A 23,940-nucleotide genomic window follows, 5' to 3' on the forward strand; every position below is an offset into this window, starting at 1 on the left:
CCCGCCGCCCCCCAGGGCGGCGCCCCGTCCGCTCCCCCGCCCACGGCTCCCGCGCGGTCCGCTCCGCCGGAGCCGGCCCCGGTCGCCCCCGAGGACGACATCCCCGAGGACGACGACCCCGACCTCGACGAGTCGGCCCTGTCCGGCCACGACCTGATCGTGCGGGAGCTGGGCGCGACCGTGGTGGAGGAGTTCACCCACGAGTAGGGCGGTGGTGGCCGGTGCCGGTGCGGGCGCGGGCGCGGATGCGTTCGTAGGAACCCACAGGATCCCCGGCCCCGGGTCTTCGGCGACCTTGCCAGTAGGCTGACCCCGTGAAGGTCCTCGTCATCGGCAGCGGCGCCCGCGAACACGCCCTGTGCCGCTCCCTGTCCCTCGATCCCGACGTCACCGCGCTGTACTGCGCCCCCGGCAACGCCGGCATCGCCGAGGTGGCCGAGCTGCGCCAGGTCGACGCTCTCGACGGCAAGGCCGTGGCCGCGCTGGCCGGCGACCTCGCCGCCGACCTCGTCGTCGTCGGCCCGGAGGCCCCGCTGGTCGCCGGCGTGGCCGACGCCGTGCGCGAGGCGGGCATCCCCGTGTTCGGCCCCTCCGGGGAGGCCGCGCAGCTGGAGGGCTCCAAGGCCTTCGCCAAGGACGTGATGGCGACGGCCGGCGTGCCGACCGCGCGCTCGTACGTGTGCACCACGGAGGCGGAGGTCGCCGAGGCCCTCGACGCGTTCGGTGCCCCCTACGTCGTCAAGGACGACGGCCTGGCCGCCGGCAAGGGCGTCGTGGTCACGCACGACATCGAGGCCGCCAAGGCCCACGCGGCCGGCTGCGAGCGGGTGGTGATCGAGGAGTTCCTCGACGGGCCCGAGGTCTCCCTGTTCGCCGTCACCGACGGCGTCGGGGTCGTCCCGCTGCAGCCCGCCCAGGACTTCAAGCGCGCCCTGGACGGCGACGAGGGTCCCAACACGGGCGGCATGGGCGCGTACTCGCCGCTGCCCTGGGCCGACCCGAAGCTGGTCGAGGAGGTGCTGGAGACAGTGCTGCGGCCGACGGTGGACGAGATGCGCCGCCGTGGCACGCCGTTCTCCGGTCTGCTCTACGCCGGGCTCGCCATCACCTCGCGCGGTGTCCGGGTCATCGAGTTCAACGCCCGCTTCGGCGACCCCGAGACCCAGGTCGTGCTGGCCCGCCTGAAGACCCCGCTGGCCGGTGTCCTGCTCGCCGCCGCGAACGGCACCCTGGGCGACCTCCCGCCCCTGCGCTGGAGCGAGGACGCGGCGGTCACCGTGGTCGTCGCCTCGCACAACTACCCCGGCACCCCGCGTACCGGCGACCCGATCACCGGTCTGGACGAGGTCGTCGCCGAGGACGCCCCGCACGCCTACGTCCTGCACGCCGGTACGCGGCGGGAGGGCGACGCGGTCGTCAGCGCGGGCGGGCGGGTGCTGTCCGTCACCGCGACCGGCGCTGACCTGACCCGGGCCCGTGAGCGGGCGTACCGGGCGGTGGCCCGCATCGGCCTCGACGGCTCCCAGCACCGCACGGACATCGCGGCCCGGGCGGCAGGCGCCTGACCTGCCCCTGAGTCCTCCAGGCCCCGGACGAAAATCCGGGGCCTGATCTTTGCTGCCTGTCACCCACCTCTGACCAAGGCCATTCCATCGGGTGACCAATCCTCCATACGGCTGACGAGGGCCGGGGCCCCAACTAGGGTGCGGCGCAAGCGTTCCGGCACTTGGCCCACCGGCATTGCGATGTCGGTGGCGGGTGCCACAGTGGGGGAGTGAGCAACGCCAGGACAGCACGGGATCGGCAGGGAGGGGGTGGAAGCCGCTCATGACCGGAATCGGTGGGGAACTGGGCGCGCAGGCGGCGCGCTCGCGGGCGCTGGCCGTCCTGCGCGTCCGGGGCCGGGCGCTGGCCGTGGCCCTGCTGCCGGCGGCCGCCGAGGTGATCCTGCTGACCGGTGGTTCCACCGGCCATCTCGTCGGGCCGGGCTGGGACACCGCCCGCTGGGTGGTGGGCGTGGTGGCCGTGGTCGTCCTGCTGGCCGCCGCGGGCGTCGCCCTGGTCGTGGCCCGTGCCCGCCCCGCCGTGACCCCCACGGTCCCGGTCTCCGAGGACTCGGCTCCCGACCTGTACCGGCTCGTGCGCGACCTCGCCGACCGGCTCGACGTCCCCGCGCCCTCGGCGATAGCGCTCACCCCGGACTGCGACAGCTGGCTGGAGGACCGCACCCACCCGGCGCACGGTCCGCCCGCCAGGCCGGCGCACGACGAGCCCGCGGCACCCGGCCCCGGCGCCCACCGGCGCCCCGCCACCGCCCCCGTCCTCGTCATCGGCTCCCCGTTCCTGTGGTGGATGCGCGTGGGCGAGCTGCGCGCCGTCCTCGCCCCGGTCGTCGCCGGTACGGGACCCTCCGCGCACCCCGACATAGCCGCCGCCCGCCGCTTCGTGCGCGGTCTGGACGCGACGGTGGCCGTGGCCGCGACGCCCGGCCGGTGCCCGCTGACCCGGGGCGTGTGCGCGATCCTCGGCTGGGTCGCCCGGCTGCTGCTGCGCGGCTGCCGCGAGCACGCGGTGCTGATGGAGCGCGGGGTCGCGGCGGCGGCGGCCGAGCGCGCCCAGACCGTTGACTACGGCCTGCGGATCGTCGCCCAGGAGCAGGTCGGGCTCGCCTACGCGGGCTGGGACCGGCTGCTGACCCGGGTGGCGCTGCCCGCCTGGCGGATGGGCCGCTGGCCCTCCCGGCTGGACGCCGGTGTGGTGGCGGCGCTCACCGAGCTGTCCCGCCGGGACCGGCTGGCCGAGGGGTTCGCCTCCCGCCTCGGCGAGCGCCCCGCCTGCGACCTGCTGGAGGAGCCGGGCGCGATCGACGAGGCCGCCTCCCTGCTCGCCGCCCGCCTCTTCCACGGCGGCCCGGCCGAGTCCGGTCCCGACTGGGCCCCGGTGGACTGGCAGGCGTACCCGGAGGAGGTCGTCGACCGCACCTGGCGCGCGGACGCGGCCCGGCTGCACCGGGTCCTGGACACCCTGGGCGTCCGCCCCGCCTCCGGCTCTCCCGCCGCCGGTTCCGACGGCCCCACCCTGGCCCGCGTCCTGGACCACCTCACGGAACCCGGCCACTCGGAACGGGGTGACCAGCCCGTCCCGGCAGCGGCCCCGCGAACCCTCTCCCGACCGGAGGACGAGGTTCCGCCGCACCCGGACGGCCGGACCCCCCGGGATCCGGTCGACGCGAGCCCCTTGGAAGCGGCCGATGGGAGCCCCCTGGAAGCAGCCGATGGGAGCCCCCTGGAAGCGGCCGACGGGAGCCCCCCGGCAGCGGTCGACGGGAGCCCCGCGGCAGCGGTCGCCCCGGCCCGTCCGGAAGCCGCCGCGGACCAGGCGGGGCCCGCCACTTTGGGGAGGGCCGCCCCGCTCCAGGACGCGCCCGCTGACGCCCCGCTCCCCGATCTGGCCGCAGACGCGCCGCTCCCCGACGTGGCCCCCGACGCTCCGCCCCTCGACGCGGCCCCCGACGCTCCGCTCGACGCGGCCCCCGACGCTCCGCTCGACGCGGCCCCCGACGCTCCGCTCGACGCGGCCGCCGACGCTCCGCCCCTCGACGCGGCTGCCGACGCTCCGCCCCTCGACGCGGCCGCCGACGCTCCGCCCCTCGACGCGGCTGCCGACGCTCCGCCCCTCGACGTGGCCGCCGACGCTCCGCCCCTCGACGCGGCCGCCGACGCTCCGCTCGACGCGGCCCCCGACGCTCCGCTCGACGCGGCCGCCGACGCCCCGCACCTCGGCGCAGCCGCCGACGTCCCGCACCTCGACGCGGCCGCTGACGCCCCGCTCCCGGAAGCCGCCGACGCCCCGCTCGGCGCAGCCGCCGACGTCCCGCACCTCGGCGCGGCCGCTGACGCCCCGCTCCCGGAAGCCGCCGTCGACGCCCCCCATCCGGACGTGGACTCCGACGAGTACGCCGATCCGAGTACCGAGCGCAGTGCCGCTCTGGCCGCCGGGCTCAGTGCGGAGCTGGCGCGGGAGGAGATCGCCGCGCCGCGGGGTGCCACGGCCAGCGGGCTGATTCCGGACAGTGCGCTGTGGGACGACGGGTCCCTCCCGCTGTTCCCGCTCCAGCCCCCGCGCGGCGCCCGCGAACTCCTCGCCGACCACGTGACGGCGATGGTCTGCTGCGCCGCCGTCGACACGGCCGGCGCCGCTCCCGGCCTCGACTGGCTCGACGGCCCCTCCCTGGTGCTGGGCGGTGAACGGGCCGCCGACCTCGCGCCCAAGGTGCTCAGCCTGATCGAGGAAGGGGACCCGCGCCCGCTGCGCGACTGGCTGGCCGCGTCGGGGATACGGCCGGAGAAGCCGGTGCGGCTCGTCTGACGCCCTCCGCCGCCGGACGCCGTCCCGGCTTGGAGGCGCGTCGGGACCGGGCCGGAGGTCGACGCGACTACCGGAAAACCTTCTTCCACTTCAGGTCAATTCGCAACGAATAGTGACCGTCCCCGTGCGTTATGTGATGTGCTGGGACCGACCGCGCACATGGCAAAGGCACGCGACATACGACAGCGCGACCGAGCGCCTGCCGAGCAGCACCGAGCACCGTCGAGCACCACCGTCCAAGGACACGGGGGACATGAGGGAGGGGAGCGACCATGGCCTCGGACCACATCCGCCGCTGGGAGTCCGGAGCACTCGCGCACGCCGTCACGGACCCCTTCGGCCAGGGCCCCGTCCCCTGGCTGCGCGGCAGTGAGACGTACTTCGACGACACGGGCCACGTCGTGCCGTGGTACGTCGACCCGAGCCCGCAGCAGCCCACCGGGGAGCGGCCGCGGGTGCCCGCGCCGCGCTCGTCCGGCTCGGGACCGCGCTCGGCCGACGACGTGCGCCGCCAGATCAAGGGCTTCACCTCCACCGGAGCGGTCTCGCCCGGCGAGGCGATCGACTTCCACATCACGGTCGACCCGCCCCAGCAGTTCGGCGTGGACATCTACCGGATCGGCCACTACGGCGGCGACGGCGCCGCGAAGATCACCACCAGCCCGCGGCTGTCCGGCATCGTCCAGCCCCAGCCGCTGGCCGCCGACCGCACGGTCTCCTGCCACCACTGGTGGCTGTCCTGGCGCCTCCAGGTGCCCTCCCACTGGAGCGTGGGCGCCTATGTGGCCGTCCTGACCACCGCCGACGGCTACCGCTCCCACGTGCCCTTCACGGTCCGCGACGACCACCCGGCCGACCTGCTCCTGTTGCTGCCGGACATCACCTGGCAGGCGTACAACCTCTACCCGGAGGACGGCCGGACCGGCGCCAGCCTCTACCACGCCTGGGACGAGAAGGGCCGCCTGCTGGGCGAGGCGGACGCGGCCACCACGGTCTCCTTCGACCGCCCGTACGCGGGCGCGGGCCTGCCCCTGCACGTGGGTCACGCCTACGACTTCATCCGCTGGGCCGAGCGCTACGGCTACGACCTCGCCTACGCCGACGCCCGCGACCTGCACGCGGGCCGTGTCGACCCCACCCGCTACCGCGGCCTGGTCTTTCCCGGCCACGACGAGTACTGGTCGGTGCCGATGCGGCGCGCCGTCGAGGACGCCCGGGACCGCGGCACCTCGCTGGTCTTCCTGTCCGCGAACACCATGTACTGGCAGGTGGAGCTGGGCCCCTCCCCGTCCGGCGTGCCCGACCGGCTGCTGACCTGCCGCAAGCGCCGGGGCCCCGGACGGCCGGTGCTGTGGCGCGAGATCGACCGGCCCGAGCAGCAGGTGGTCGGCATCCAGTACGCGGGCCGGGTCCCCGAGCCGCATCCGCTGATCGTGCGCAACGCCGGCCACTGGCTGTGGGACGCGGCCGGCGCGCACGAGGGCGACCCGATCGACGGGCTGGTCGCCGGGGAGGCGGACCGCTACTTCCCGCGCACCCCGCTGCCCGAGCACGAGGAGCGCGTGCTGCTCGCCCACTCCCCCTACACGGACAACGACGGCGCCCAGCGGCACCAGGAGACCTCGCTGTACCGCGCGCCCTCCGGCGCCTGGGTGTTCGCCTCGGGCACCTTCGCCTGGTCCCCGGCCCTGGACCGCCCCGGCCATGTGGACCCCCGTATCCAGCGGGCCACGGCGAACCTGCTGGACCGCATCTGCAAACGGGACTGACCCCTGGCCACACCCCGGTCACCGGCATACGGGAGAATCGAGGCATTGGACAGAACCACGGGGAGGAACCGTGTCCGGATTCGTAGAAAAGCCCGAGCCGATCCAGGTTCCGGGCCTGGTGCACCTCCACACCGGAAAGGTGCGCGAGCTGTACCGCAACGAGGCGGGCGACCTCGTGATGGTCGCCAGCGACCGTATCTCCGCCTACGACTGGGTGCTGCCCACGGAGATCCCCGACAAGGGGCGTGTCCTCACCCAGCTCTCCCTGTGGTGGTTCGACCAGCTCCGCGACCTGGCCCCGAACCACGTCCTGAGCACCGCGCTGCCCGAGGGCGCGCCCGCCGACTGGGCGGGCCGCACCCTCGTCTGCAAGTCGCTGCGCATGGTCCCCGTGGAGTGCGTGGCCCGCGGCTACCTCACCGGCTCCGGCCTGGCGGAGTACCGGGAGTCCCGCACCGTCTGCGGCCTCGCCCTGCCCGAGGGCCTGGTCGACGGCTCGGAACTGCCGGCCCCGATCTTCACCCCGGCCACCAAGGCCGAGGTCGGCGAGCACGACGAGAACGTCTCCTACGAGGAGGTCGCCCGCCAGGTCGGCGCGGAGACCGCCGCCGAACTGCGCCAGGCCACCCTCGCGGTGTACGCGCGGGCCCGGGACATCGCCCGGGACCGCGGGATCATCCTGGCCGACACCAAGTTCGAGTTCGGCTTCGACGGCGACACGCTCGTCCTCGCCGACGAGGTGCTCACCCCGGACTCCTCCCGCTTCTGGCCGGCCGACCAGTGGCAGCCGGGCCGCGCGCAGCCCTCGTACGACAAGCAGTTCGTCCGGGACTGGCTGACCTCCGCCGCGTCCGGCTGGGACCGCGGGAGCGAGCAGCCCCCGCCGCCGCTGCCGGGCGAGGTCGTCGAGGCGACCCGCGCGAAGTACGTGGAGGCGTACGAGCGGCTGACGGGCGTGCGCTGGTCGTAGGAACGTGAAAGGCCCCCGGTGGGAACCGGGGGCCTTTCGACGTGGAGCGGACGACGAGGCTCGAACTCGCGACCTCAACCTTGGCAAGGTTGCGCTCTACCAACTGAGCTACGTCCGCACTGCGCCGTGGCGCGAGAGCAACTATACCCAACCTCGCTCGCGTGCGAGACGCACTGCCGCATGACGGTTTCCCGCACCGAGTTTCGTGACGGCCGAGGAGAGGTAGTTCCGCACGGTCCCGGGCGACAGCGCGGCCCGCTCGGCGATCTCCGCGACCGGTGCCCCGTCGGCGGCCAGCTCCAGCACCTCGGCCTCCCGCGCGGTCAGCGGGGAGTCCCCGGCGGAGATCGCGTCGGCGGCCAACTCCGGGTCGACGTAACGGTTTCCCGCGTGCACCGTCCGGATGATCTCGGCGAGCCGCTGGGCACTGACCGTCTTCGGGACGAATCCCCGCACACCGGCCGCGAGCGCCCGCTTCAGGTGTCCGGGCCGGCCGTGACCGGTGACGATCAGCACCTGGCACGCGGGCAGTTCGGCGCGCAGGGTTGTGGCGACCTTCACACCGTCGGCGCCCGGCATCTGGAGGTCGAGCACGGCCACGTCGGGGGTGTGCGCCCGGGCCATCGCCAGGGCCTCCGGGCCGCTCGCCGCCTCCGCGACCACCAGCAGGTCGTCCTCCAGGGAGAGCAGGGCGGTCAGCGCGCCCCGGATCAGGTGCTCGTCGTCGGCCAGCAGCAGCCGTACCGGACCGGTCATGAGAGGACTTCACTCGCTTCCCGCCCCAAGGGCACCTCGGCCACCAGCCGGAACCGGTCCCCGCCGACCGGTCCCGCCTCCAGGGTCCCGGCCACGGCGGTCAGACGTTCCCGCAGCCCGGCGAGTCCCGAGCCGCCGCCCGCGGCCGGCTCCGCCGCCCCGTCGTTCTCCACCGCCAGCACCACCCGTCCCTCGCGCACCGCCAGTTCCACCGAGCACCGTCCCGCGTCGCCGTGCCGGAGCACGTTGGTGGCCGCCTCGCGCACCACCCAGCCCAGCGCCGACTGCACGCGGGCGGGCAGCCCGGCGGTGTCGGCGCGCACCTCGCAGGCGATCCCCGCGGCACTCAACACGCCCTGGGCGCCGGCGAGTTCCACGCCGAGGTCGGCCTCGCGGTAGCCGCGTACGACGTCCCGCACCTCCCGCTGGGACTGCTGCGCGATGCGCTGCACCTCGATCATCTGTTCCACGGCCTCCGGCCGTCCGCGCCGGGCCAGTTGCACGGCCAGCTCGCTCTTGAGGGAGATCACGGACAGGTTCCGCCCCAGCACGTCGTGGAGGTCGCGCCCGAAGCGCAGCCGTTCCTCGGCGACGGCGAGCCGGGCCTCGATCTCCCGGGCGCGCTCCGCCTCCCACAGCACGGACAGGGTCCAGGCGCCGCAGCGGGCGGCGGTCAGGGAGAAGACGGCGCCGAAGGCGGTCACCACCGCCGTGGCGACCAGGCCGGGCGCGCTCGGGCGCACGACCGCGAAGGCCGCCAGGATCAGCGCCGCGAGGACCGCGGCCCGCCGCAGGAACTCCGGCACGGACACGATGAGCGCGTAAGGCAGTCCGAAGGACATGAGGGCGGCCCCGATCGCCAGCCGGGTGGCGACCGGGTCGAAGCCGCCGACCGAGGCGAGTGCCGCGATCGCCGCGAGCGCCAGGCCGAGCAGGACGGTGGGACCGCGCAGGGCGCGCGGGGGCAGTGCGGCGCGCCCGAGGTAGTGGTCGAGCGCCGGGCGCAGGACCCGGCTCGCGGCCGCGCACTGCAGGACGACCACGGCGACCAGCAGCATGCCGAGCGCCACCGCCACGGGCCGGTGGGCGAGTCCGCCGACCATCGGCAGCAGCAGCCAGCCGAGCGGGAACACCCAGATGCTGCCGTGCCAGGTGGCCAGGCTCTGCAGTTCGACCCGCTCGGCCTTGCTCCGGTCCCGCCAGTGCCGCCGGTGCCATCCTCGAACCCGCCCGAGCATGTGCCCCCCTGACCGCCCGCTCACCGCCGCGGTTCCCAGCGGAACCACCGCCGTACAGCAAACACCGCGACGACGGTCCAGGCCAGCGCGGCCGCCACCGTCACCAGAATCTCCGGTGCGTCGAGCCGGCCGGTCCAGCCCGCGCGGACCAGCCGGACCGCCGGGGACAGCGGGAGGAACGCGCAGACGGAGGCGAGCCGGTGGGGCAGGGCCTCGGTGGGCACCGCGATCCCGGAGCCCGCCATGGTGACGAGCACCAGCGGCAGCGCGGTGATCTGCCCGCTCTCCACGCTCCGGGTGAAGGACGCGGTGAGCGCGGCCAGCGCGGCGCTGAGGACGAGCCCCGCCACCAGTCCCAGCAGGATCAGGTACGGCGCCCTGGGCGCCCCGGTGCGCAGCAGCACCGCGCACCCGGCGCACAGCAGCAGCGCCTGGGCGAGGCCGACGCCGACGGCGGGCAGGGCGGTGCCGGTGAGGATCTCGGCGTCGGTGAGCTCGCCGGTGCGCAGCCGCTTGAGGACGAGTTCCTCGCGGCGGGCGACGTAGGCGTTGACCAGGGCGGAGTAGACGGCGAAGAGGAAGGAGAAGCCGACGGCGGCCGTCATCATGACCGCTCCGGGTGTCAGCCCCTGTCCGCTCAGCTCCATCTGGTCCAGGGCCGGGCGCAGGCTGAACGGCAGCGCGAGCGGCACGAGGAGCGCGGTGAGGACGACACTGCGGTTGCGGCCGAGGAGGGCGAGTTCGGCGCGGGCGAGCGCCCGCAGCCTGCGGCCCGCCGGTGCCGCCGTGAGGCCGCTCATGCCGCGGCCGCCCGGTCGCGCGCGATCCCGAGGAACGCCTCCTCCAGGGAGGCCGAGCGCGCGTCGAGGCCGCGCAGTTCGACCCCGGCCCGGCCGGCCCAGGCGAGCACCGCGGTGGCGGTGCGCTGGAGGTCCCGGGTGCGCAGCCGCACGGTCCTGCCGTCGAGTTCGTGTCCGCAGACGCCGAGCCCCGCGAGGGGCGGCAGGTCGCCGAGGAAGTAGCCGTCGGGCAGTTCGAAGGACATCCGGGAGGGCCGGCCGGCGGTGACCTCGGCGGGGGTTCCCGAGGCGGCGACGCGCCCGCGGTGCAGGATGGCGAGCCGGTCGGCGAGCCCCTCGGCCTCCTCCAGGTGGTGCGTGGTGAGCAGCACGGTGGTGCCGGCTTCGCGCAGCGCGCGCACCAACGCCCAGGTGTCGCGACGGCCTTCGGCGTCGAGCCCGGTGGTCGGCTCGTCCAAGAAGAGCACCTCGGGGTCGCCGAGCAGCGCGAGCGCCAGGTCCAGGCGCCGCCGCTCACCGCCGGAGAGCTGGCGTACCCGGACGCCGGCCCTGCCGCCGAGGCCGACCCGTTCCAGCACTTCGCCCTCCGGGCGGGCCCCGCTCGTGCAGGCCGCCCACATCCGGGCGGTCTCGGCGACGGTGAGGTCGGAGGGGAAGCCGCCCTCCTGGAGCATGACTCCGGTGCGCGGGCGCACGGCGGACCGTTCCCGGCAGGGGTCGTGGCCGAGGACGCGGACCCGGCCACCGGACGGCGGCGCGAGCCCCTCCAGCAGTTCGACGGTGGACGTCTTGCCCGCGCCGTTGGTGCCCAGCAGCGCGAAGACCTCCCCGCGTGCGACGGAGAAACTGATGCCGCGCACGGCCTCGAACCCGCCCCCGTAGACACGCCGGAGGTCGGTGACCTCGATCACGTGCTCGTGTTCGTCTTTGTGGTCCATGGCCTCAGCGTCCCGCCGGGTGGGGCGGACCAGCAGTGCGTGGTGTCATCGGTCGGCATGACAAATGTCAGACGGCGACCGAGTACGCGCGCACGAAAAAGACCCCGGTCCAGAGGACCGGGGTCTCATCCCGAGCGGACGACGAGGCTCGAACTCGCGACCTCAACCTTGGCAAGGTTGCGCTCTACCAACTGAGCTACGTCCGCACTGCTCCCGACCGGCTCCCACCGATCGGTGCGAGCACCAGCCTACCTGATCCACAAGGGTGGTTCTGACCGGTGCCAGAGCGGGTGACAGGAATTGCACACTGCGCCTTCCCCCTGGAAGGGGGATGTTCTACTACTGAACTACACCCGCACGGTCCGTGGGATCCGGCCTTTCGGCCTCGCCCCTCGGCGTGTCCCAGACATTAGCTGATCAGCAGGGGGGTAGCGCAAGTCGGTTCCCGGCGCGGCCAACTGCACGGCGCCCGGGGCCCGCTGGCGGACCCCGGGCGCCGCCCCTTCGCGGGCCCTCACTGCGCGGCGCTGAACGCCTCGTAGACCTTCTTGGGGATGCGTCCGCGCGCCGGCACGTCCATCTTGTTCGCCTGGGCCCAGGCGCGCACGGCCGCGGGGTCGGGAGCGACCTCCGTCTGCTTGTACGCCTTGCCCGACCGGGACCGCTTGCGGCCGGCCTCCACGTAGGGCGCGAGCGCCTTGCGCAGTTTTCTGGCGTTGGTTTCGTTCAGGTCGATCTCGTACGACTTGCCGTCGAGTCCGAAGGCGATCGTTTCCGCCGCTTCCGAGCCGTCGATGTCGTCAAAGAGAGTGACCACGACCTTTTGCGCCACGAATATCGGTCCCTTCGTGCGGCACGTCGATACAGCTCATCGGCGATGACGTGCCGAGTATCGGCTATTGCCAATTCATTTGTACAGTGCCCGGCAATGCAAAGTGAAGCCCGACTAAATCCGCCCGCGTGTCCCCGTGCAATAGCCGCCACGGGCGGACCGGTGGAACTTTCCCAGAACTTTTCGCGAAGTCGCCCGCCCGTCACCCGATCGTGACGCGCCTCACGTAGTTTCCTCCAACTCTACCCGCGTAGAAATTTTGTGCGGGTAGTCTGAAGGAACCTGCTCAGCACCACACACCGGGAGTGCCAGTGGCACGCGTCGTAGTCGACGTCATGCTCAAGCCGGAGATCCTCGACCCCCAGGGCCAGGCGGTCCAGCGTGCGCTGCCGCGCCTGGGTTTCGACGGGATCTCGGACGTCCGTCAGGGAAAGCGTTTCGAACTGGAAGTTGACGGGCCGGTCGACGAGGCCGCGCTCGCCCGCATCCACGATCTTGCGGAATCCTTCCTCGCCAACACCGTGATCGAGGACTTCACCGTCAAGGTGGAAGAGGTGGCGGAAGTCGCGGAGGCCGCGAAGTGACCGCTCGTATTGGCGTCGTCACTTTCCCGGGAAGCCTCGACGACCGGGACACGCAGCGCGCGATCCGTCTCGCGGGCGCCGAACCGGTCGCCCTCTGGCACAAGGACAAGGACCTCAAGCAGGTCGACGCCGTGGTGCTGCCCGGCGGTTTCTCCTACGGCGACTATCTGCGGGCCGGGGCCATCTCCCGGTTCTCGCCGGTCATGGAGACGGTCATCGAGCAGGCGAAGGCCGGACTTCCGGTGCTCGGCATCTGCAACGGCTTCCAGGTGCTCACCGAGGCCCACCTCCTGCCCGGCGGCATGCTCGGCAACGACCACCTCCACTTCATCTGCCGCGACCAGAAGCTGCGGGTGGAGAACGCGGAGACCTCGTGGACCGGCGACTACCGCCAGGGCCAGGAGATCCACATCCCGCTGAAGAACATGGACGGCCGGTACGTCGCCGACGAGTACACGCTCGACAAGCTGGAGGCGGAGGGCCGGGTCGTCTTCCGGTACCTCGACTTCAACCCCAACGGCTCGCTGCGGGACATCGCCGGCATCACCAACGAGGCCGGGAACGTCGTCGGCCTCATGCCGCACCCCGAGCACGCCGTCGAGCCGCTGATCGGTACCGGCCGCACCGACGGCCTCCCCTTCTTCACCTCGATCCTCAAGAAGCTGGTCAACGCATGAGCCGGACGCCTCTGGACACGGTCGAGCACGCGGCCGCGACCCCCGACGTCGAGCTGCCCTGGGCCGAACTCGGCCTGAAGAAGGACGAGTACGAGCGGGTGGTGGAGATCCTCGGCCGCCGCCCGACCGGCGCCGAACTCGCCATGTACTCGGTCATGTGGTCCGAGCACTGCTCGTACAAGTCCTCCAAGGTCCACCTGCGCCAGTTCGGCGAGAAGGCGCCGCAGTCGGACGCCATGCTCGTCGGCATCGGCGAGAACGCGGGCGTGGTGGACGTCGGCCAGGGCTACGCGGTCACCTTCAAGGTCGAGTCGCACAACCATCCGTCGTACGTCGAGCCCTACCAGGGCGCGGCCACCGGCGTCGGCGGCATCGTCCGCGACATCATCGCGATGGGCGCCCGTCCGGTCGCGGTCGTGGACCCGCTGCGCTTCGGCGCGGCCGACCACCCCGACACCAAGCGCGTCCTGCCGGGCGTCGTCGCCGGCATCGGCGGCTACGGCAACTGCCTGGGTCTGCCCAACATCGGCGGCGAGGTCGTCTTCGACGCCTGCTACCAGGGCAACCCGCTGGTCAACGCCGGCGCCATCGGCGTCATGCGGCACGAGGACATCCACCTCGCGAAGGCGTCCGGCGCCGGCAACAAGGTCGTCCTCTACGGCGCCCGCACGGGCGGCGACGGCATCGGCGGCGCCTCGATCCTGGCCTCCGAGACCTTCGACGACGCCAAGCCCTCGAAGCGGCCCGCGGTCCAGGTCGGCGACCCCTTCCAGGAGAAGCTCCTCATCGAGTGCACCCTGGAGGCCTTCCGCGAGAAGCTGGTCGTGGGCATCCAGGACCTCGGCGCGGCCGGCCTGTCCTGCGCCACCTCCGAGCTGGCCTCCAACGGCTCCGGCGGCATGCGCGTCACCCTGGACGACGTCCCGCTGCGCGACTCCACGCTCTCGCCCGAGGAAATTCTCATGAGCGAGTCGCAGGAGCGCATGTGCGCCGTCGTCGAGCCGGAGAAGGTGGACCGGTTCCTGGAGATCTGCGCCAAGTGGGACGTCATCGCCACCGTCATCGGTGAGGTGACCGACGGCGACCGGCTGGAGATCTTCTGGCACGGTGGCAAGATCGTCGACGTCGACCCGCGCACGGTGGCGCACGAGGGCCCGGTCTACGAGCGCCCGTACGCCCGCCCCGACTGGCAGGACGCGCTCCAGGCCGACGACGCGAACAAGCTGCCGCGGCCCGCGTCGAGCGAGGAGCTCAGGGACCAGGTCCTGAAGCTGGTCGCCTCGCCCAACCAGGCGTCCAAGAAGTGGATCACCTCGCAGTACGACCACTTCGTGCAGGGCAACACCGTCCTCGCCCAGCCGGAGGACTCCGGCATGATCCGCGTGGACGAGGAGACCGGCCTCGGCGTCGCCATCGCCACGGACGGCAACGGCCGTTACGCCAAGCTGGACCCGTACACGGGCGCGCAGCTCGCGCTGGCGGAGGCGTACCGCAACGTCGCCACCACCGGCGCCAAGCCCCTCGCGGTCTCGGACTGCCTGAACTTCGGCTCCCCCGAGGACCCGGCGGTCATGTGGCAGTTCGCCGAGGCCGTGCGCGGTCTCGCGGACGGCTGCCTGCAGCTCGGCACCCCGGTGACCGGCGGCAACGTCTCGCTCTACAACCAGACGGGCGAGGCGGCCATCCACCCGACCCCGGTGGTCGCCGTGCTCGGCGTCATCGACGACGTCGCGCGCCGCACGCCGGTCGCCTTCCAGGAGGACGGCCAGCTGCTCTACCTCCTCGGCGACACCCGTGCGGAGTTCGGCGGTTCGGCCTGGTCCCAGGTGGTCCACGACCACCTCGGCGGGCTGCCCCCGAAGGTCGACCTGGAGCGCGAGCGGCTGCTGGCCGAGATCCTGATCTCCGCCTCCCGCGACGGCATGATCGACTCCGCGCACGACCTCTCCGACGGCGGCCTGGTCCAGGCGGTCGTGGAGTCGGCGCTGCTCGGCGGCAAGGGCGCGCGGCTGATCGTCCCCGACGGCCTGGACGCCTTCACCTTCCTGCTCTCCGAGTCGGCCGGCCGCGCGGTCGTCGCGGTGCCCCGCTCGGAGGAGGTCCGCTTCAACGACATGTGCGGTGCCCGGGGCCTCCCGGTCACCCGCATCGGTGTCGTGGACGGCGACGCGGTGGAGGTGCAGGGCGAGTTCTCGCTGTCCCTCACCGAGCTGCGCGAGGCGCACGAGGCCACGATCCCCGCGCTCCTGGCGTAACCGCCCGACGCCTCGGGCGAGGCCCCGCCCGGGAATCCGGGCGGGGCCTTTCCCGTCCGGCGGGCGGGGGAAAAGGGCCTGAGGACGGTCGTGCCGAAGGCATAGGGTCGCTGTCATGTCACCGGCCAAGAAGCGTGCCCGCAGCTATGACCCCGCCAGGACCCGCGGTGCGGTCCTCGCGCAGTTCGCGAACGTCAGGGAGGCCGTGCGCGGTCTCAGCCCCGAGCAGCTCGCCGGGCCCACCCGGCTCGGCGACTGGACCGTACGGGAGCTGGTCGCGCACATCGGTCTGGCGCTCACCGCCGTGCACGGCGCGCTGGCCGCGCCTGCGCCCCCGAAGGCGACCGTGACGGTCGCCGAGTGGGCTCTGGGCACCGCGACGCGGGCCGCCGGCATCGCCGACCGCACCCGGGAAGTGGCCGCCGCCGAGCCCGACCTCGACGCCTACCTCGCCGGAGTCGAGAAGGACCTGCGCGCCGCTCTCGACGAGCACCCCGGCACCCGGTTGCTGGCCACCAGCGCGGGCGCCGTCTCCGTGGACGACCACCTGGTCACCCGCACGGTGGAACTCGTCGTGCACACCGACGACCTCAACGCCGCCGTCCCCGGCCTCGACGTCCCCCTCGACCGGCAGGCCGTGGCCATCGCCACCCGGCTCCTCGCCGACGCCCTCGCGACCAAGGCGCCCGGCGGCTCCACCGAGGTGCGCGTGCCGCCGTACGCCGTCGTGCAGTGCGTCGAGGGGCTCCGGCACACCCGCGGCACCCCGCCCAACGTCGTCGAGACCGATCCGCTGACCTGGATCAGGCTCGCGACCGGCAGGCTGGCCTGGGCGGACGCCGTCGCCGCGGCCCAGGTCAGCGCCAGCGGGGAGCGGGCCGACCTCGGGGAGCTGCTGCCGCTGCTGGCGTGAGGACCGGCGGCATGGAACCGACGGCTCCGCGGGACCGTCGAATGCACATGAACCGGTACAAGCAGCGCATGATCCTGACGGTCGCCGCCGTGCTCGTCCCGCTCACGGTGGCCTGCGGCAGCGCCGGGAGCGGGCGGGCGGACAGCGGCGCGGCCGGTGCGCCGCGGCCCGTGACCGGGGTCGACTGGCGGGTCGACGGCCTCACCACGGGCGGCACCACCCGGCACGCGCCCGCCTCCGCGCGCATCCGGATCGGCACGGACGGAAGGGCGGCCGGCAACCTCGGCTGCAACCAGTTCGCCGCCCGGGCCACGGTGCACGGGGACCGGATCACGATCGGCGATCTGCGCACGACCCGGATGGCCTGCGACCAGGCACGGATGGACTTCGAGCGCGCCCTCGCCCGCACCCTCACCACCGGCACCCTCACCGCGCGGGTCCATGACGGGAAGGCGACCCTCACCGACGGCGACGGCGATGTCGTCCACCTCGCCCCCGACACACCCGATTGATGTGCGACACCTCACTCACGCACGCCGAGAGCGGGTCCGCGACCGCCGTCCGGAGGGCCGCCCGGGAACGGCCAGGACCCGCCCACGCGCCGCTGACCTGCGGAAACGGCGAAACCACCAAGGTGATCCACAGAGGTGGTCCGGGGGCGGGCACGCATCCCCAATTCGGACCAGTGGTCGATCTCGCCTACACTCGGTGCCGTGCCACGTGGTGACGGTCGACTCAATCACGATCTGCTTCCCGGCGAAAAAGGCCCCCAGGACGCTTGCGGCGTCTTCGGTGTCTGGGCTCCTGGTGAAGAGGTCGCAAAGCTCACGTACTTCGGGCTCTACGCCCTCCAGCACCGGGGTCAGGAATCCGCGGGAATCGCGGTCAGCAACGGCTCCCAGATCCTCGTCTTCAAGGACATGGGCCTCGTGTCCCAGGTCTTCGACGAGACCTCGCTCGGTTCGCTCCAGGGTCACATCGCGGTCGGACACGCCCGCTACTCGACCACCGGTGCCTCCGTGTGGGAGAACGCCCAGCCGACGTTCCGTGCCACCGCGCACGGCTCGATCGCGCTCGGCCACAACGGCAACCTGGTCAACACGGCGCAGCTCGCCGAGATGGTCGCCGAACTCCCCAAGGACAACAACGGCCGCTCCACCCGGGTCGCGGCCACCAACGACACCGACCTGCTGACGGCCCTGCTGGCCGCCCAGGTCGACGAGGACGGCAAGCCGCTGACCATCGAGGAGGCCGCCCACGCGGTCCTCCCGAAGGTCAAGGGCGCCTTCTCGCTCGTCTTCATGGACGAGCACACGCTCTACGCCGCCCGCGACCCGCAGGGCATCCGCCCGCTGGTCCTCGGCCGCCTGGAGCGCGGCTGGGTGGTCGCCTCCGAGTCGGCGGCGCTCGACATCTGCGGCGCGAGCTTCGTGCGCGAGATCGAGCCCGGCGAGTTCGTCGCCATCGACGAGAACGGCCTGCGCACCTCCCGGTTCGCGGAAGCGAAGCCCAAGGGCTGTGTCTTCGAGTACGTGTACCTGGCCCGCCCGGACACCGACATCGCCGGCCGGAACGTGTACCTCTCCCGCGTGGAGATGGGCCGCCGTCTGGCCAAGGAGGCCCCGGTCGAGGCCGACCTGGTCATAGCGACCCCGGAATCCGGCACCCCGGCCGCCATCGGCTACGCGGAGGCCTCCGGCATCCCCTTCGGCGCGGGTCTGGTGAAGAACGCGTACGTGGGCCGGACCTTCATCCAGCCCTCGCAGACCATTCGCCAGCTCGGCATCCGCCTGAAGCTGAACCCGCTCAAGGAAGTCATCAAGGGCAAGCGCCTGGTCGTCGTCGACGACTCGATCGTGCGCGGCAACACCCAGCGGGCCCTGGTGCGCATGCTGCGCGAGGCCGGCGCCGCCGAGGTCCACATCCGGATCTCCTCGCCGCCCGTGAAGTGGCCCTGTTTCTTCGGCATCGACTTCGCCACCCGCGCGGAGCTGATCGCCAACGGGATGACCATCGAGGAGATCGGCACCTCGCTCGGCGCCGACTCGCTCGCGTACATCTCCATCGACGGCATGATCGAGGCGACCGCGATCGCCAAGCCGAACCTGTGCCGCGCCTGCTTCGACGGCGAGTACCCGATGGAGCTGCCGGACCCCGAGCTGCTCGGCAAGCAGCTCCTGGAGACCGAACTGGCCGCGGGCCCCGCCGCCACGGCGGCCGCCGACGCGATCCGGCGCCCGTAACCCCCGCTGTTCAAGCAGTACGACACGAAAGTTCTCAAGGACCATGTCTGAGACCACTGGTGCCAGCTACGCAGCGGCAGGCGTCGACATCGAGGCGGGCGACCGCGCCGTCGAACTGATGAAGGAGTGGGTGAAGAAGACCCAGCGACCCGAGGTCCTCGGCGGCCTCGGCGGCTTCGCCGGACTCTTCGACGCCTCCGCCCTCAAGCGTTTCGAGCGCCCCCTGCTCGCCTCCGCGACGGACGGCGTCGGCACGAAGGTCGACATCGCGCGCCGCCTCGGCGTCTACGACTCGATCGGCCACGACCTGGTCGCCATGGTCATGGACGACATCGTGGTGTGCGGTGCCGAGCCGCTGTTCATGACCGACTACATCTGCGTCGGCAAAGTCCACCCCGAGCGTGTCGCGGCCATCGTGAAGGGCATCGCGGAAGGCTGCGTGCTGGCCGGCTGCGCCCTGGTGGGCGGCGAGACGGCCGAGCACCCCGGCCTGCTGGGCGAGGACGACTTCGACGTCGCCGGCGCCGGTACGGGCGTGGTGGAGGCCGACCGGCTGCTGGGCGCGGATCGCATCCGTACGGGTGACGCGGTGATCGCCATGGCGTCCTCCGGGCTTCACTCGAACGGATACTCCCTGGTCCGTCACGTCCTGCTGGACCGTGCCGGCCTGGCCCTGGAGGCCGAGGTCGCCGAGCTCGGCCGCACCCTCGGCGAGGAGCTGCTGGAGCCCACCAAGATCTACTCGCTGGACTGCCTGGCCCTCACCCGCACCACCGACGTGCACGCCTTCAGCCACATCACGGGCGGCGGGCTCGCGGCCAACCTGGCCCGGGTGATCCCGGACGGGCTGCACGCGGTCGTCGACCGGTCCACCTGGGCCCCCGGCGCGATCTTCGACCTGGTCGGCAGGACCGGGAACGTGGAACGCCTGGAGCTGGAGAAGACCCTGAACATGGGCGTCGGCATGATGGCGATCGTCCCGCAGGAGTCCACCGAGGTGGCCCTCGCGACCCTGGCCGACCGTGGGGTCGACGCCTGGGTGGCCGGCGAGATCACCGACCGGGCCGAGCAGCCGACCGGCGCCGAGCTGGTCGGGGACTACGCGGGCTGACCCCCCGGGGTCGCACAGACCTGCGGGTAGCACAGAACCCGGTCGGTGGGAGTACCACCGACCGGGCAGGTGCTCAGTACTGGGTCAAGCGCCGCGACGGTGCTGTGAGGGACCTTGGTCCTCGTCCGCGTCGTCGTCCTCATAGAGGTCGGCGTAGCGAGAATAAAGATCGTCTTCGTCGTCCTCATCGTCCTCGAACGGCTCGCCGTTCGGCGGCTGGCTCGAAGTCGATGCGCCCAGTTCACTGGCCAGACGTGACAGGTCAGTCCCACCGCTGTTGTACTTCAGCTGGCGGGCGACCTTCGTCTGCTTGGCCTTGGCCCGGCCGCGCCCCATGGCTCGACCCCCTCGGTGACGGGGCTCGACGGCCCCAGAGTCTGACACGCGTTCATGATCCGAAACGGACCCTCCGCAGAGAGGCCGGTCCGTAGGGCTTCCACGGTACCTGAGCCCGCGCCCATACGGTACGTCGCCCGCAGCACGCGCGTGTGCACAGGACCCTCGAGGTGCCCTGTCCTCGCTGGTCAATGGCGATTTTAACCACTTATAGGGGTACGACCCGCCGGTGGAAGTGAGAGTTCTCTCTAAGTTCCCGCCGGCGGGTACCGCTCGTACGTGCGATCGGACACCCGGTCGGGTCCCGGGCCCCCGGATCAGCGGGTGGCGCGCGCGTCGGCCATCCGCTGCTCGGCGATGCGGTCCGCGGCGGCGGCCGGCGGGATGCCGTCCTCCTTCGCACGCGCGAAGATCGCGAGTGTGGTGTCGAAGATCTTCGCCGCCTTGACCTTGCACCGGTCGAAGTCGAACCCGTGCAGTTCGTCGGCCACCTGGATGACGCCGCCCGCGTTCACCACGTAGTCGGGCGCGTAGAGGATCCCGCGGTCGGCGAGGTCCTTCTCCACACCCGGGTGGGCGAGCTGGTTGTTGGCGGCGCCGCACACCACCTTGGCGGTCAGCACCGGCACCGAGAGGTCGTTCAGGGCGCCGCCGAGGGCGCAGGGGGCGTAGATGTCCAGCCCCTCGACCCGGATGAGCGCCTCGGTGTCCGCGACGGCCGTGACCCGCCCCGGGTACTGGTCGAGGACCCGCTGCACGGCGTCGGCGCGCACATCGGTGATCACGACCTCGGCGCCCTCGTCCAGCAGGTGCCGGACCAGGTGGTGGCCCACCTTCCCGACGCCCGCGACGCCGACCTTGCGGTCGCGCAGCGAGGGGTCGCCCCACAGGTGCTGGGCGGAGGCGCGCATGCCCTGGTAGACGCCGAAGGCGGTGAGCACGGAGGAGTCGCCGGCGCCGCCGTTCTCGGGGGAGCGGCCGGTGGTCCAGCGGCACTCGCGGGCCACGACGTCCATGTCGGCGACATAGGTGCCGACGTCGCACGCCGTCACGTAGCGGCCGCCGAGCGAGGCGACCATGCGCCCGTAGGCGAGCAGCAGGTCCTCGGTCTTGTCCCGCTCCGGGTCGCCGATGATGACGGCCTTGCCGCCGCCGTGGTCCAGGCCGGCCATGGCGTTCTTGTACGACATGCCGCGTGCCAGGTTGAGGGCGTCGGCGACGGCCTCGGCCTCGGTGGCGTAGGGGTAGAAGCGGGTGCCGCCGAGGGCCGGGCCCAGGGCGGTGGAGTGGATGGCGATCACGGCCTTGAGGCCGGTTGCGCGGTCCTGGCAGAGCACGACCTGCTCGTGGCCGCCCTGGTCCGAGTGGAACAGGGTGTGCAGGACCTCAGCAGGTGCGCCGGTTACGTCGGTCACTGTGGTGACTCCTGTGTAAAGAGCGGCGGGTGGGGCTCAGCGCCCGTGCGGGTGGCGGGTGCTGTGGCATGAGCGTAGAGCCTCGGCCCACCAGCCATCCTCGCAGTGTTAAGGATCACTCTCCCGTGCCGTGCGTGCACGCATGACCGTGGGACGATTTGCAGTGGTTTCGAGCCGGGTCCGATGGGGAGGGAGCAGGCGTGCCCAAGGTGTCCTCCGTGGTCGTCCCGTACGCCGCGTACCTGCGTGTGTACGAGCCGCTGGCCGCCTTCCCTGAGCCGGAGCGCACGCACTGGGCGCGCTACGCCCGGCGCCCCGAGCGCCCCACCTACCAGGACGAACTGCGGCGCTCGCTCGCCGACTTGCTGCCCACGCCGCCGATCCCGGTGCCGGTGCACGAGAGCGGTGACGCGTTCGTGCTGGAGGCCGACGGGGTGGTCTGCGTCTGCCCGTGGCGGACCCGGCTGCGCGGCTGGCAGGCCCTGCAGGAGCTGCCCGAGGAGCTGCCGGGGCCCGTCCTGGAGGCGGTGCTGCCGGAGGTCGTGCGGCGCCAGGCGACCCAGGACTACGAGCGCTGGCTCGCCCGCAACCCGGACGCCCGCCCCTGGATCCGCACGGCGACCTGGCAGGTGCCGGTGAACTGGTTCGTCCTGGTGTCCGACGAGGAGCGCCGGTACGAGAAGGGGGCCGCCGAGGTGCCCCCGCTGCTGCGCTACCGCACCCCGATGGTCCAGGCCAGGCGCCGGGTGGCCCGGGCGCTGCGGACCCTGAAGGACGCCATGGGGGAGGGGCCGCTGATCGACGGCCTGGTGGACGTCGGCCGCTGGCTGGAGGAGTTCCACCCGCGCTCCCTGGTGGAGCTGGACTACGGCGGCCTGGTGCACACGGTGCCGGCCGGCGACCTGGAGGGCGACCGCTCGGCGGCGGACGTGGCCGAGGGCATCGAGTCGCTGCGACGGGGCGACGGGGCGGCCGCGGGCGCGGCCTACGCGCGGCTGGTGGAGCGGTGGCGTGCGGTGCGGGACCGGCGCTCCGCGAACTGAGTGACGCACGTCACGGTCGAAATCTCCTCGAACGACGTACCGTCTACGGGACTTAGACCACCTGACGGGATGTTGGTCCCGATCCGGGCTTTTGCCTCAAGGGTGATGGACGGCACTTACACGGCCCTTGCGCCTCTTGCCGCCCCTCGTGCCAAAATAGGACAAGGAGCCCGGGGAGGGCTCCGTTCGCCCAACTATGCTCCAACGAGGGCGAAATCTCAGCATTGCACGCTTTGGGGGGTCTGGTGCCTCCTGATCGCCACTGTGACTGATCGTCACAGTGGCGTGACTGTCCGCTATGGCATGGTCCATCGGCTTCCGTCGCTGATGAACACCTGGGAGGGCAATTCCATCGGTTTGGCCGACGCGGCTGGACAGATAGTGTAGTTGTAGTGCCGAGGACAAGCCGTTCGTCCTATAACCGACTCGACTCGCGTCCGCCATTTCGGGCAACGCGGGTCAAGGTGCAGAATTTAGAGGAAAGAACCGAGAAGGTTCGGTTCTCCCGAGGAGGCCGCTCATGACCGCTCGCACCCCTGATGCCGAGCCGCTGCTGACCCCGGCTGAGGTCGCCACCATGTTCCGTGTCGACCCCAAGACGGTCACGCGGTGGGCGAAGGCCGGCAAGCTCACGTCCATCCGTACGCTCGGCGGGCACCGCCGCTACCGCGAGGCCGAAGTCCGCGCACTGCTCGCGGGCATCCCGCAGCAGCGCAGCGAGGCCTGAACAACTGAATACCGGGCAAACCGGCTGGTCCCCCAACTGGTCGACGTGCCCGGAACCCTAGCTCCGAGCGACGCGGGACCTGCCCCAACAGGGCCCACGCCCAGGCCGAAGAGAACGTTGTAGGCAGCGACACAGGGTGCGTCGTAGATCGCGCTGGACTCCGCCGGGTCCAGCGCGATCTTTTTTGTGCGCTGTTCGTGGGCGGGCCGGCGTGCCTGTGAGCGGCCTTGTCGGAGTCTGGGGAGGGGTGTCGGAACCGCTGTGAAGGACCCCTCCGGTCGGTGCAATTGCACATATTAAATTGACCAGTTGTAGGAGGGGGGTAAATACCGCCCTTTTGAAAACTCATGCGGTGACACCCGTCACACGACTCAGCGCTTGTTGCCTCCGGACCGGGTGCGGTAGTGGAACCGGCCGCTCCACCGCACCGCACCACCGTGCCACGTACACGCGGGTGTTGGGAGTCGGCGCTCCGTGCCGGACGCGAAGGTCACGCGCTTCGGGGGCTCTCCTCCTCCAGCGCCTCCAGCGTCTCGTCGGCCGTCCCGGCCGCGTCGGCCCCGGCGGCCGCTTCCTGGGCCGGTGGCGGCGCGTCCATGGCCAGCCGGAGCAGGCGGTGGCAGATCGGGCAGTGACGGGTGAGATGCCCGTACGACGAGGCGGCCGACAGGTGTGCCCTCAGCAGCGCCCGCGTCTCGTGCCTGGCCGATGCCGCCATACGCCACCTCCAGGGGCCGCACAGGGGAGAACGGGCCCTGGTCCCTGGGTACCGGCGGAAGGGGACGTCGTCAAGGGCGCCGGAGGGCGGCAGGGCCCTCGGCGACAACAGCAGAAGGGCCCCCTCGCGGGGGCCCTTCTCTCTGTGCGGTCCTGACGGGATTTGAACCCGCGGCCTCCACCTTGACAGGGTGGCGAGCACTCCAAACTGCTCCACAGGACCAGGTTTCGCCTCGCTCCGCTCACCG

The 23,940-nt window shown here is 72.4% G+C and carries 21 protein-coding genes, 4 tRNA genes and 1 pseudogene; 14 read left to right on the plus strand and 12 right to left on the minus strand.

Translation table 11 applies throughout. The annotated features are described in order from the left end of the window. The 5 genes and pseudogenes from PV343_RS28760 to PV343_RS28780 form a co-directional block, all read left to right on the plus strand. Positions 1 to 207 (plus strand): annotated as a pseudogene (locus PV343_RS28760) (DNA polymerase III subunit gamma/tau); the annotation flags it as partial. Positions 208 to 314: 107 nt separating this feature from the next. Then, the gene (purD, locus tag PV343_RS28765) at positions 315 to 1,565 is read left to right on the plus strand and encodes a phosphoribosylamine--glycine ligase (RefSeq protein WP_319149914.1); all 1,251 of its coding nucleotides are present in this window, start codon (positions 315 to 317) and stop codon (positions 1,563 to 1,565) included. A 262-nt stretch (positions 1,566 to 1,827) separates the two neighbouring features. Continuing rightward, entirely contained in the window at positions 1,828 to 4,368 is a 2,541-nt protein-coding gene (locus PV343_RS28770; RefSeq protein ID WP_319149915.1) for a hypothetical protein, read from the plus strand. Positions 4,369 to 4,640: 272 nt separating this feature from the next. Continuing rightward, complete coding sequence (locus tag PV343_RS28775) at positions 4,641 to 6,137, plus strand: N,N-dimethylformamidase beta subunit family domain-containing protein (RefSeq protein WP_319149916.1); 1,497 nt, start codon at positions 4,641 to 4,643, stop codon at positions 6,135 to 6,137. A gap of 70 nt (positions 6,138 to 6,207) precedes the next feature. Beyond that, complete coding sequence (locus tag PV343_RS28780; protein WP_319149917.1) at positions 6,208 to 7,107, plus strand: phosphoribosylaminoimidazolesuccinocarboxamide synthase; 900 nt, start codon at positions 6,208 to 6,210, stop codon at positions 7,105 to 7,107. A 42-nt stretch (positions 7,108 to 7,149) separates the two neighbouring features. On the opposite strand, the gene PV343_RS28785 is transcribed toward PV343_RS28780, so the two are convergent. From PV343_RS28785 to PV343_RS28820, 8 genes are all read right to left on the minus strand, one after another. Continuing rightward, positions 7,150 to 7,225 (minus strand) — tRNA-Gly (locus tag PV343_RS28785). A 23-nt stretch (positions 7,226 to 7,248) separates the two neighbouring features. Then, on the minus strand, positions 7,249 to 7,863 hold the full coding sequence (locus PV343_RS28790) for a response regulator transcription factor (RefSeq protein ID WP_319149919.1): 615 nt from the start codon (positions 7,861 to 7,863) through the stop codon (positions 7,249 to 7,251). Continuing rightward, complete coding sequence (locus PV343_RS28795) at positions 7,860 to 9,101, minus strand: sensor histidine kinase (RefSeq protein WP_319149920.1); 1,242 nt, start codon at positions 9,099 to 9,101, stop codon at positions 7,860 to 7,862. The genes PV343_RS28790 and PV343_RS28795 overlap by 4 nt, the downstream gene beginning before the upstream one ends. Positions 9,102 to 9,121: 20 nt before the next feature. Then, positions 9,122 to 9,901 carry an ABC transporter permease gene (locus PV343_RS28800; RefSeq protein ID WP_319149921.1) on the minus strand — a complete coding sequence of 260 codons (780 nt, stop codon included), beginning with the start codon at positions 9,899 to 9,901 and terminating at the stop codon, positions 9,122 to 9,124. Further along, positions 9,898 to 10,839: an ABC transporter ATP-binding protein gene (locus tag PV343_RS28805; RefSeq protein WP_319149922.1), complete on the minus strand. Its 942-nt coding sequence runs from the start codon at positions 10,837 to 10,839 to the stop codon at positions 9,898 to 9,900. The genes PV343_RS28800 and PV343_RS28805 overlap by 4 nt, the downstream gene beginning before the upstream one ends. Positions 10,840 to 10,972: 133 nt before the next feature. Further along, positions 10,973 to 11,045: transfer RNA gene (locus tag PV343_RS28810), tRNA-Gly, on the minus strand. Between the two features lie 79 nt (positions 11,046 to 11,124). Further along, positions 11,125 to 11,196, minus strand: a tRNA-Gly gene (locus tag PV343_RS28815). 157 nt (positions 11,197 to 11,353) lie between these two features. After that, a complete protein-coding gene (locus PV343_RS28820; RefSeq protein WP_061921893.1) occupies positions 11,354 to 11,671 on the minus strand; it encodes a histone-like nucleoid-structuring protein Lsr2 in 318 nt (105 codons plus the stop codon). Between the two features lie 311 nt (positions 11,672 to 11,982). On the opposite strand from PV343_RS28820, the gene purS reads away from it, so the two are divergent. The 7 genes from purS (at position 11,983) to purM (ending at position 19,454) form a co-directional block, all read left to right on the plus strand. Beyond that, a complete protein-coding gene (gene purS, locus PV343_RS28825; RefSeq protein ID WP_319149923.1) occupies positions 11,983 to 12,255 on the plus strand; it encodes a phosphoribosylformylglycinamidine synthase subunit PurS in 273 nt (90 codons plus the stop codon). After that, on the plus strand, positions 12,252 to 12,932 hold the full coding sequence (gene purQ / locus PV343_RS28830) for a phosphoribosylformylglycinamidine synthase subunit PurQ (protein WP_100827068.1): 681 nt from the start codon (positions 12,252 to 12,254) through the stop codon (positions 12,930 to 12,932). The genes purS and purQ overlap by 4 nt, the downstream gene beginning before the upstream one ends. Further along, positions 12,929 to 15,187: a phosphoribosylformylglycinamidine synthase subunit PurL gene (purL, locus tag PV343_RS28835; RefSeq protein WP_319149924.1), complete on the plus strand. Its 2,259-nt coding sequence runs from the start codon at positions 12,929 to 12,931 to the stop codon at positions 15,185 to 15,187. Before purQ ends, purL begins: the two co-directional genes overlap by 4 nt. A 115-nt stretch (positions 15,188 to 15,302) precedes the next feature. Then, positions 15,303 to 16,100, plus strand: coding sequence for a maleylpyruvate isomerase family mycothiol-dependent enzyme (locus tag PV343_RS28840; protein WP_319149925.1), 798 nt, complete (start codon positions 15,303 to 15,305; stop codon positions 16,098 to 16,100). Positions 16,101 to 16,147: 47 nt separating this feature from the next. Continuing rightward, the gene (locus tag PV343_RS28845) at positions 16,148 to 16,612 is read left to right on the plus strand and encodes an META domain-containing protein (protein WP_319149926.1); all 465 of its coding nucleotides are present in this window, start codon (positions 16,148 to 16,150) and stop codon (positions 16,610 to 16,612) included. A 201-nt stretch (positions 16,613 to 16,813) separates the two neighbouring features. Next, on the plus strand, positions 16,814 to 18,343 hold the full coding sequence (gene purF / locus PV343_RS28850) for an amidophosphoribosyltransferase (RefSeq protein ID WP_319149927.1): 1,530 nt from the start codon (positions 16,814 to 16,816) through the stop codon (positions 18,341 to 18,343). A gap of 43 nt (positions 18,344 to 18,386) precedes the next feature. After that, positions 18,387 to 19,454 (plus strand): phosphoribosylformylglycinamidine cyclo-ligase, encoded by a 1,068-nt coding sequence (gene purM / locus PV343_RS28855; protein WP_319149928.1) that lies wholly within the window; start codon positions 18,387 to 18,389, stop codon positions 19,452 to 19,454. A gap of 84 nt (positions 19,455 to 19,538) precedes the next feature. Here the strand turns inward: purM and PV343_RS28860 are convergent, their stop codons facing one another. Beyond that, the gene (locus tag PV343_RS28860) at positions 19,539 to 19,790 is read right to left on the minus strand and encodes a DUF3073 domain-containing protein (protein WP_319149929.1); all 252 of its coding nucleotides are present in this window, start codon (positions 19,788 to 19,790) and stop codon (positions 19,539 to 19,541) included. Between the two features lie 317 nt (positions 19,791 to 20,107). After that, positions 20,108 to 21,205 carry a Leu/Phe/Val dehydrogenase gene (locus PV343_RS28865; RefSeq protein WP_319149930.1) on the minus strand — a complete coding sequence of 366 codons (1,098 nt, stop codon included), beginning with the start codon at positions 21,203 to 21,205 and terminating at the stop codon, positions 20,108 to 20,110. Between the two features lie 200 nt (positions 21,206 to 21,405). On the opposite strand from PV343_RS28865, the gene PV343_RS28870 reads away from it, so the two are divergent. Beyond that, on the plus strand, positions 21,406 to 22,248 hold the full coding sequence (locus tag PV343_RS28870) for a hypothetical protein (RefSeq protein WP_319149931.1): 843 nt from the start codon (positions 21,406 to 21,408) through the stop codon (positions 22,246 to 22,248). A 520-nt stretch (positions 22,249 to 22,768) separates the two neighbouring features. Further along, a complete protein-coding gene (gene bldC, locus PV343_RS28875) occupies positions 22,769 to 22,975 on the plus strand; it encodes a developmental transcriptional regulator BldC (protein ID WP_003949541.1) in 207 nt (68 codons plus the stop codon). Positions 22,976 to 23,465: 490 nt separating this feature from the next. Here bldC and PV343_RS28880 read toward each other — a convergent pair whose 3' ends face one another. Beyond that, positions 23,466 to 23,693: a DUF6274 family protein gene (locus PV343_RS28880; protein WP_319149932.1), complete on the minus strand. Its 228-nt coding sequence runs from the start codon at positions 23,691 to 23,693 to the stop codon at positions 23,466 to 23,468. A gap of 147 nt (positions 23,694 to 23,840) precedes the next feature. After that, a tRNA-Asp gene (locus PV343_RS28885) sits at positions 23,841 to 23,915 on the minus strand. Between the last annotated feature and the right edge of the window lie 25 nt (positions 23,916 to 23,940).

The organism is Streptomyces sp. WI03-4A (genome assembly GCF_033792105.1).
Classification (GTDB): domain Bacteria; phylum Actinomycetota; class Actinomycetes; order Streptomycetales; family Streptomycetaceae; genus Streptomyces; species Streptomyces collinus_A.

Bases quoted from the DNA above. Each gene is read 5' to 3' on its own strand.
- PV343_RS28770 (WP_319149915.1), top strand. From the start codon at position 1,828: ATGACCGGAATCGGTGGGGAACTGGGCGCGCAGGCGGCGCGCTCGCGG.
- PV343_RS28775 (WP_319149916.1), top strand. From the start codon at position 4,641: ATGGCCTCGGACCACATCCGCCGCTGGGAGTCCGGAGCACTCGCGCAC.
- PV343_RS28790 (WP_319149919.1), bottom strand. From the start codon at position 7,863: ATGACCGGTCCGGTACGGCTGCTGCTGGCCGACGACGAGCACCTGATC.
- PV343_RS28795 (WP_319149920.1), bottom strand. From the start codon at position 9,101: ATGCTCGGGCGGGTTCGAGGATGGCACCGGCGGCACTGGCGGGACCGG.
- PV343_RS28800 (WP_319149921.1), bottom strand. From the start codon at position 9,901: ATGAGCGGCCTCACGGCGGCACCGGCGGGCCGCAGGCTGCGGGCGCTC.
- PV343_RS28805 (WP_319149922.1), bottom strand. From the start codon at position 10,839: ATGGACCACAAAGACGAACACGAGCACGTGATCGAGGTCACCGACCTC.
- purL (WP_319149924.1), top strand. From the start codon at position 12,929: ATGAGCCGGACGCCTCTGGACACGGTCGAGCACGCGGCCGCGACCCCC.
- PV343_RS28840 (WP_319149925.1), top strand. From the start codon at position 15,303: ATGTCACCGGCCAAGAAGCGTGCCCGCAGCTATGACCCCGCCAGGACC.
- PV343_RS28845 (WP_319149926.1), top strand. From the start codon at position 16,148: ATGAACCGGTACAAGCAGCGCATGATCCTGACGGTCGCCGCCGTGCTC.
- purM (WP_319149928.1), top strand. From the start codon at position 18,387: ATGTCTGAGACCACTGGTGCCAGCTACGCAGCGGCAGGCGTCGACATC.
- PV343_RS28860 (WP_319149929.1), bottom strand. From the start codon at position 19,790: ATGGGGCGCGGCCGGGCCAAGGCCAAGCAGACGAAGGTCGCCCGCCAG.
- bldC (WP_003949541.1), top strand. From the start codon at position 22,769: ATGACCGCTCGCACCCCTGATGCCGAGCCGCTGCTGACCCCGGCTGAG.
- PV343_RS28880 (WP_319149932.1), bottom strand. From the start codon at position 23,693: ATGGCGGCATCGGCCAGGCACGAGACGCGGGCGCTGCTGAGGGCACAC.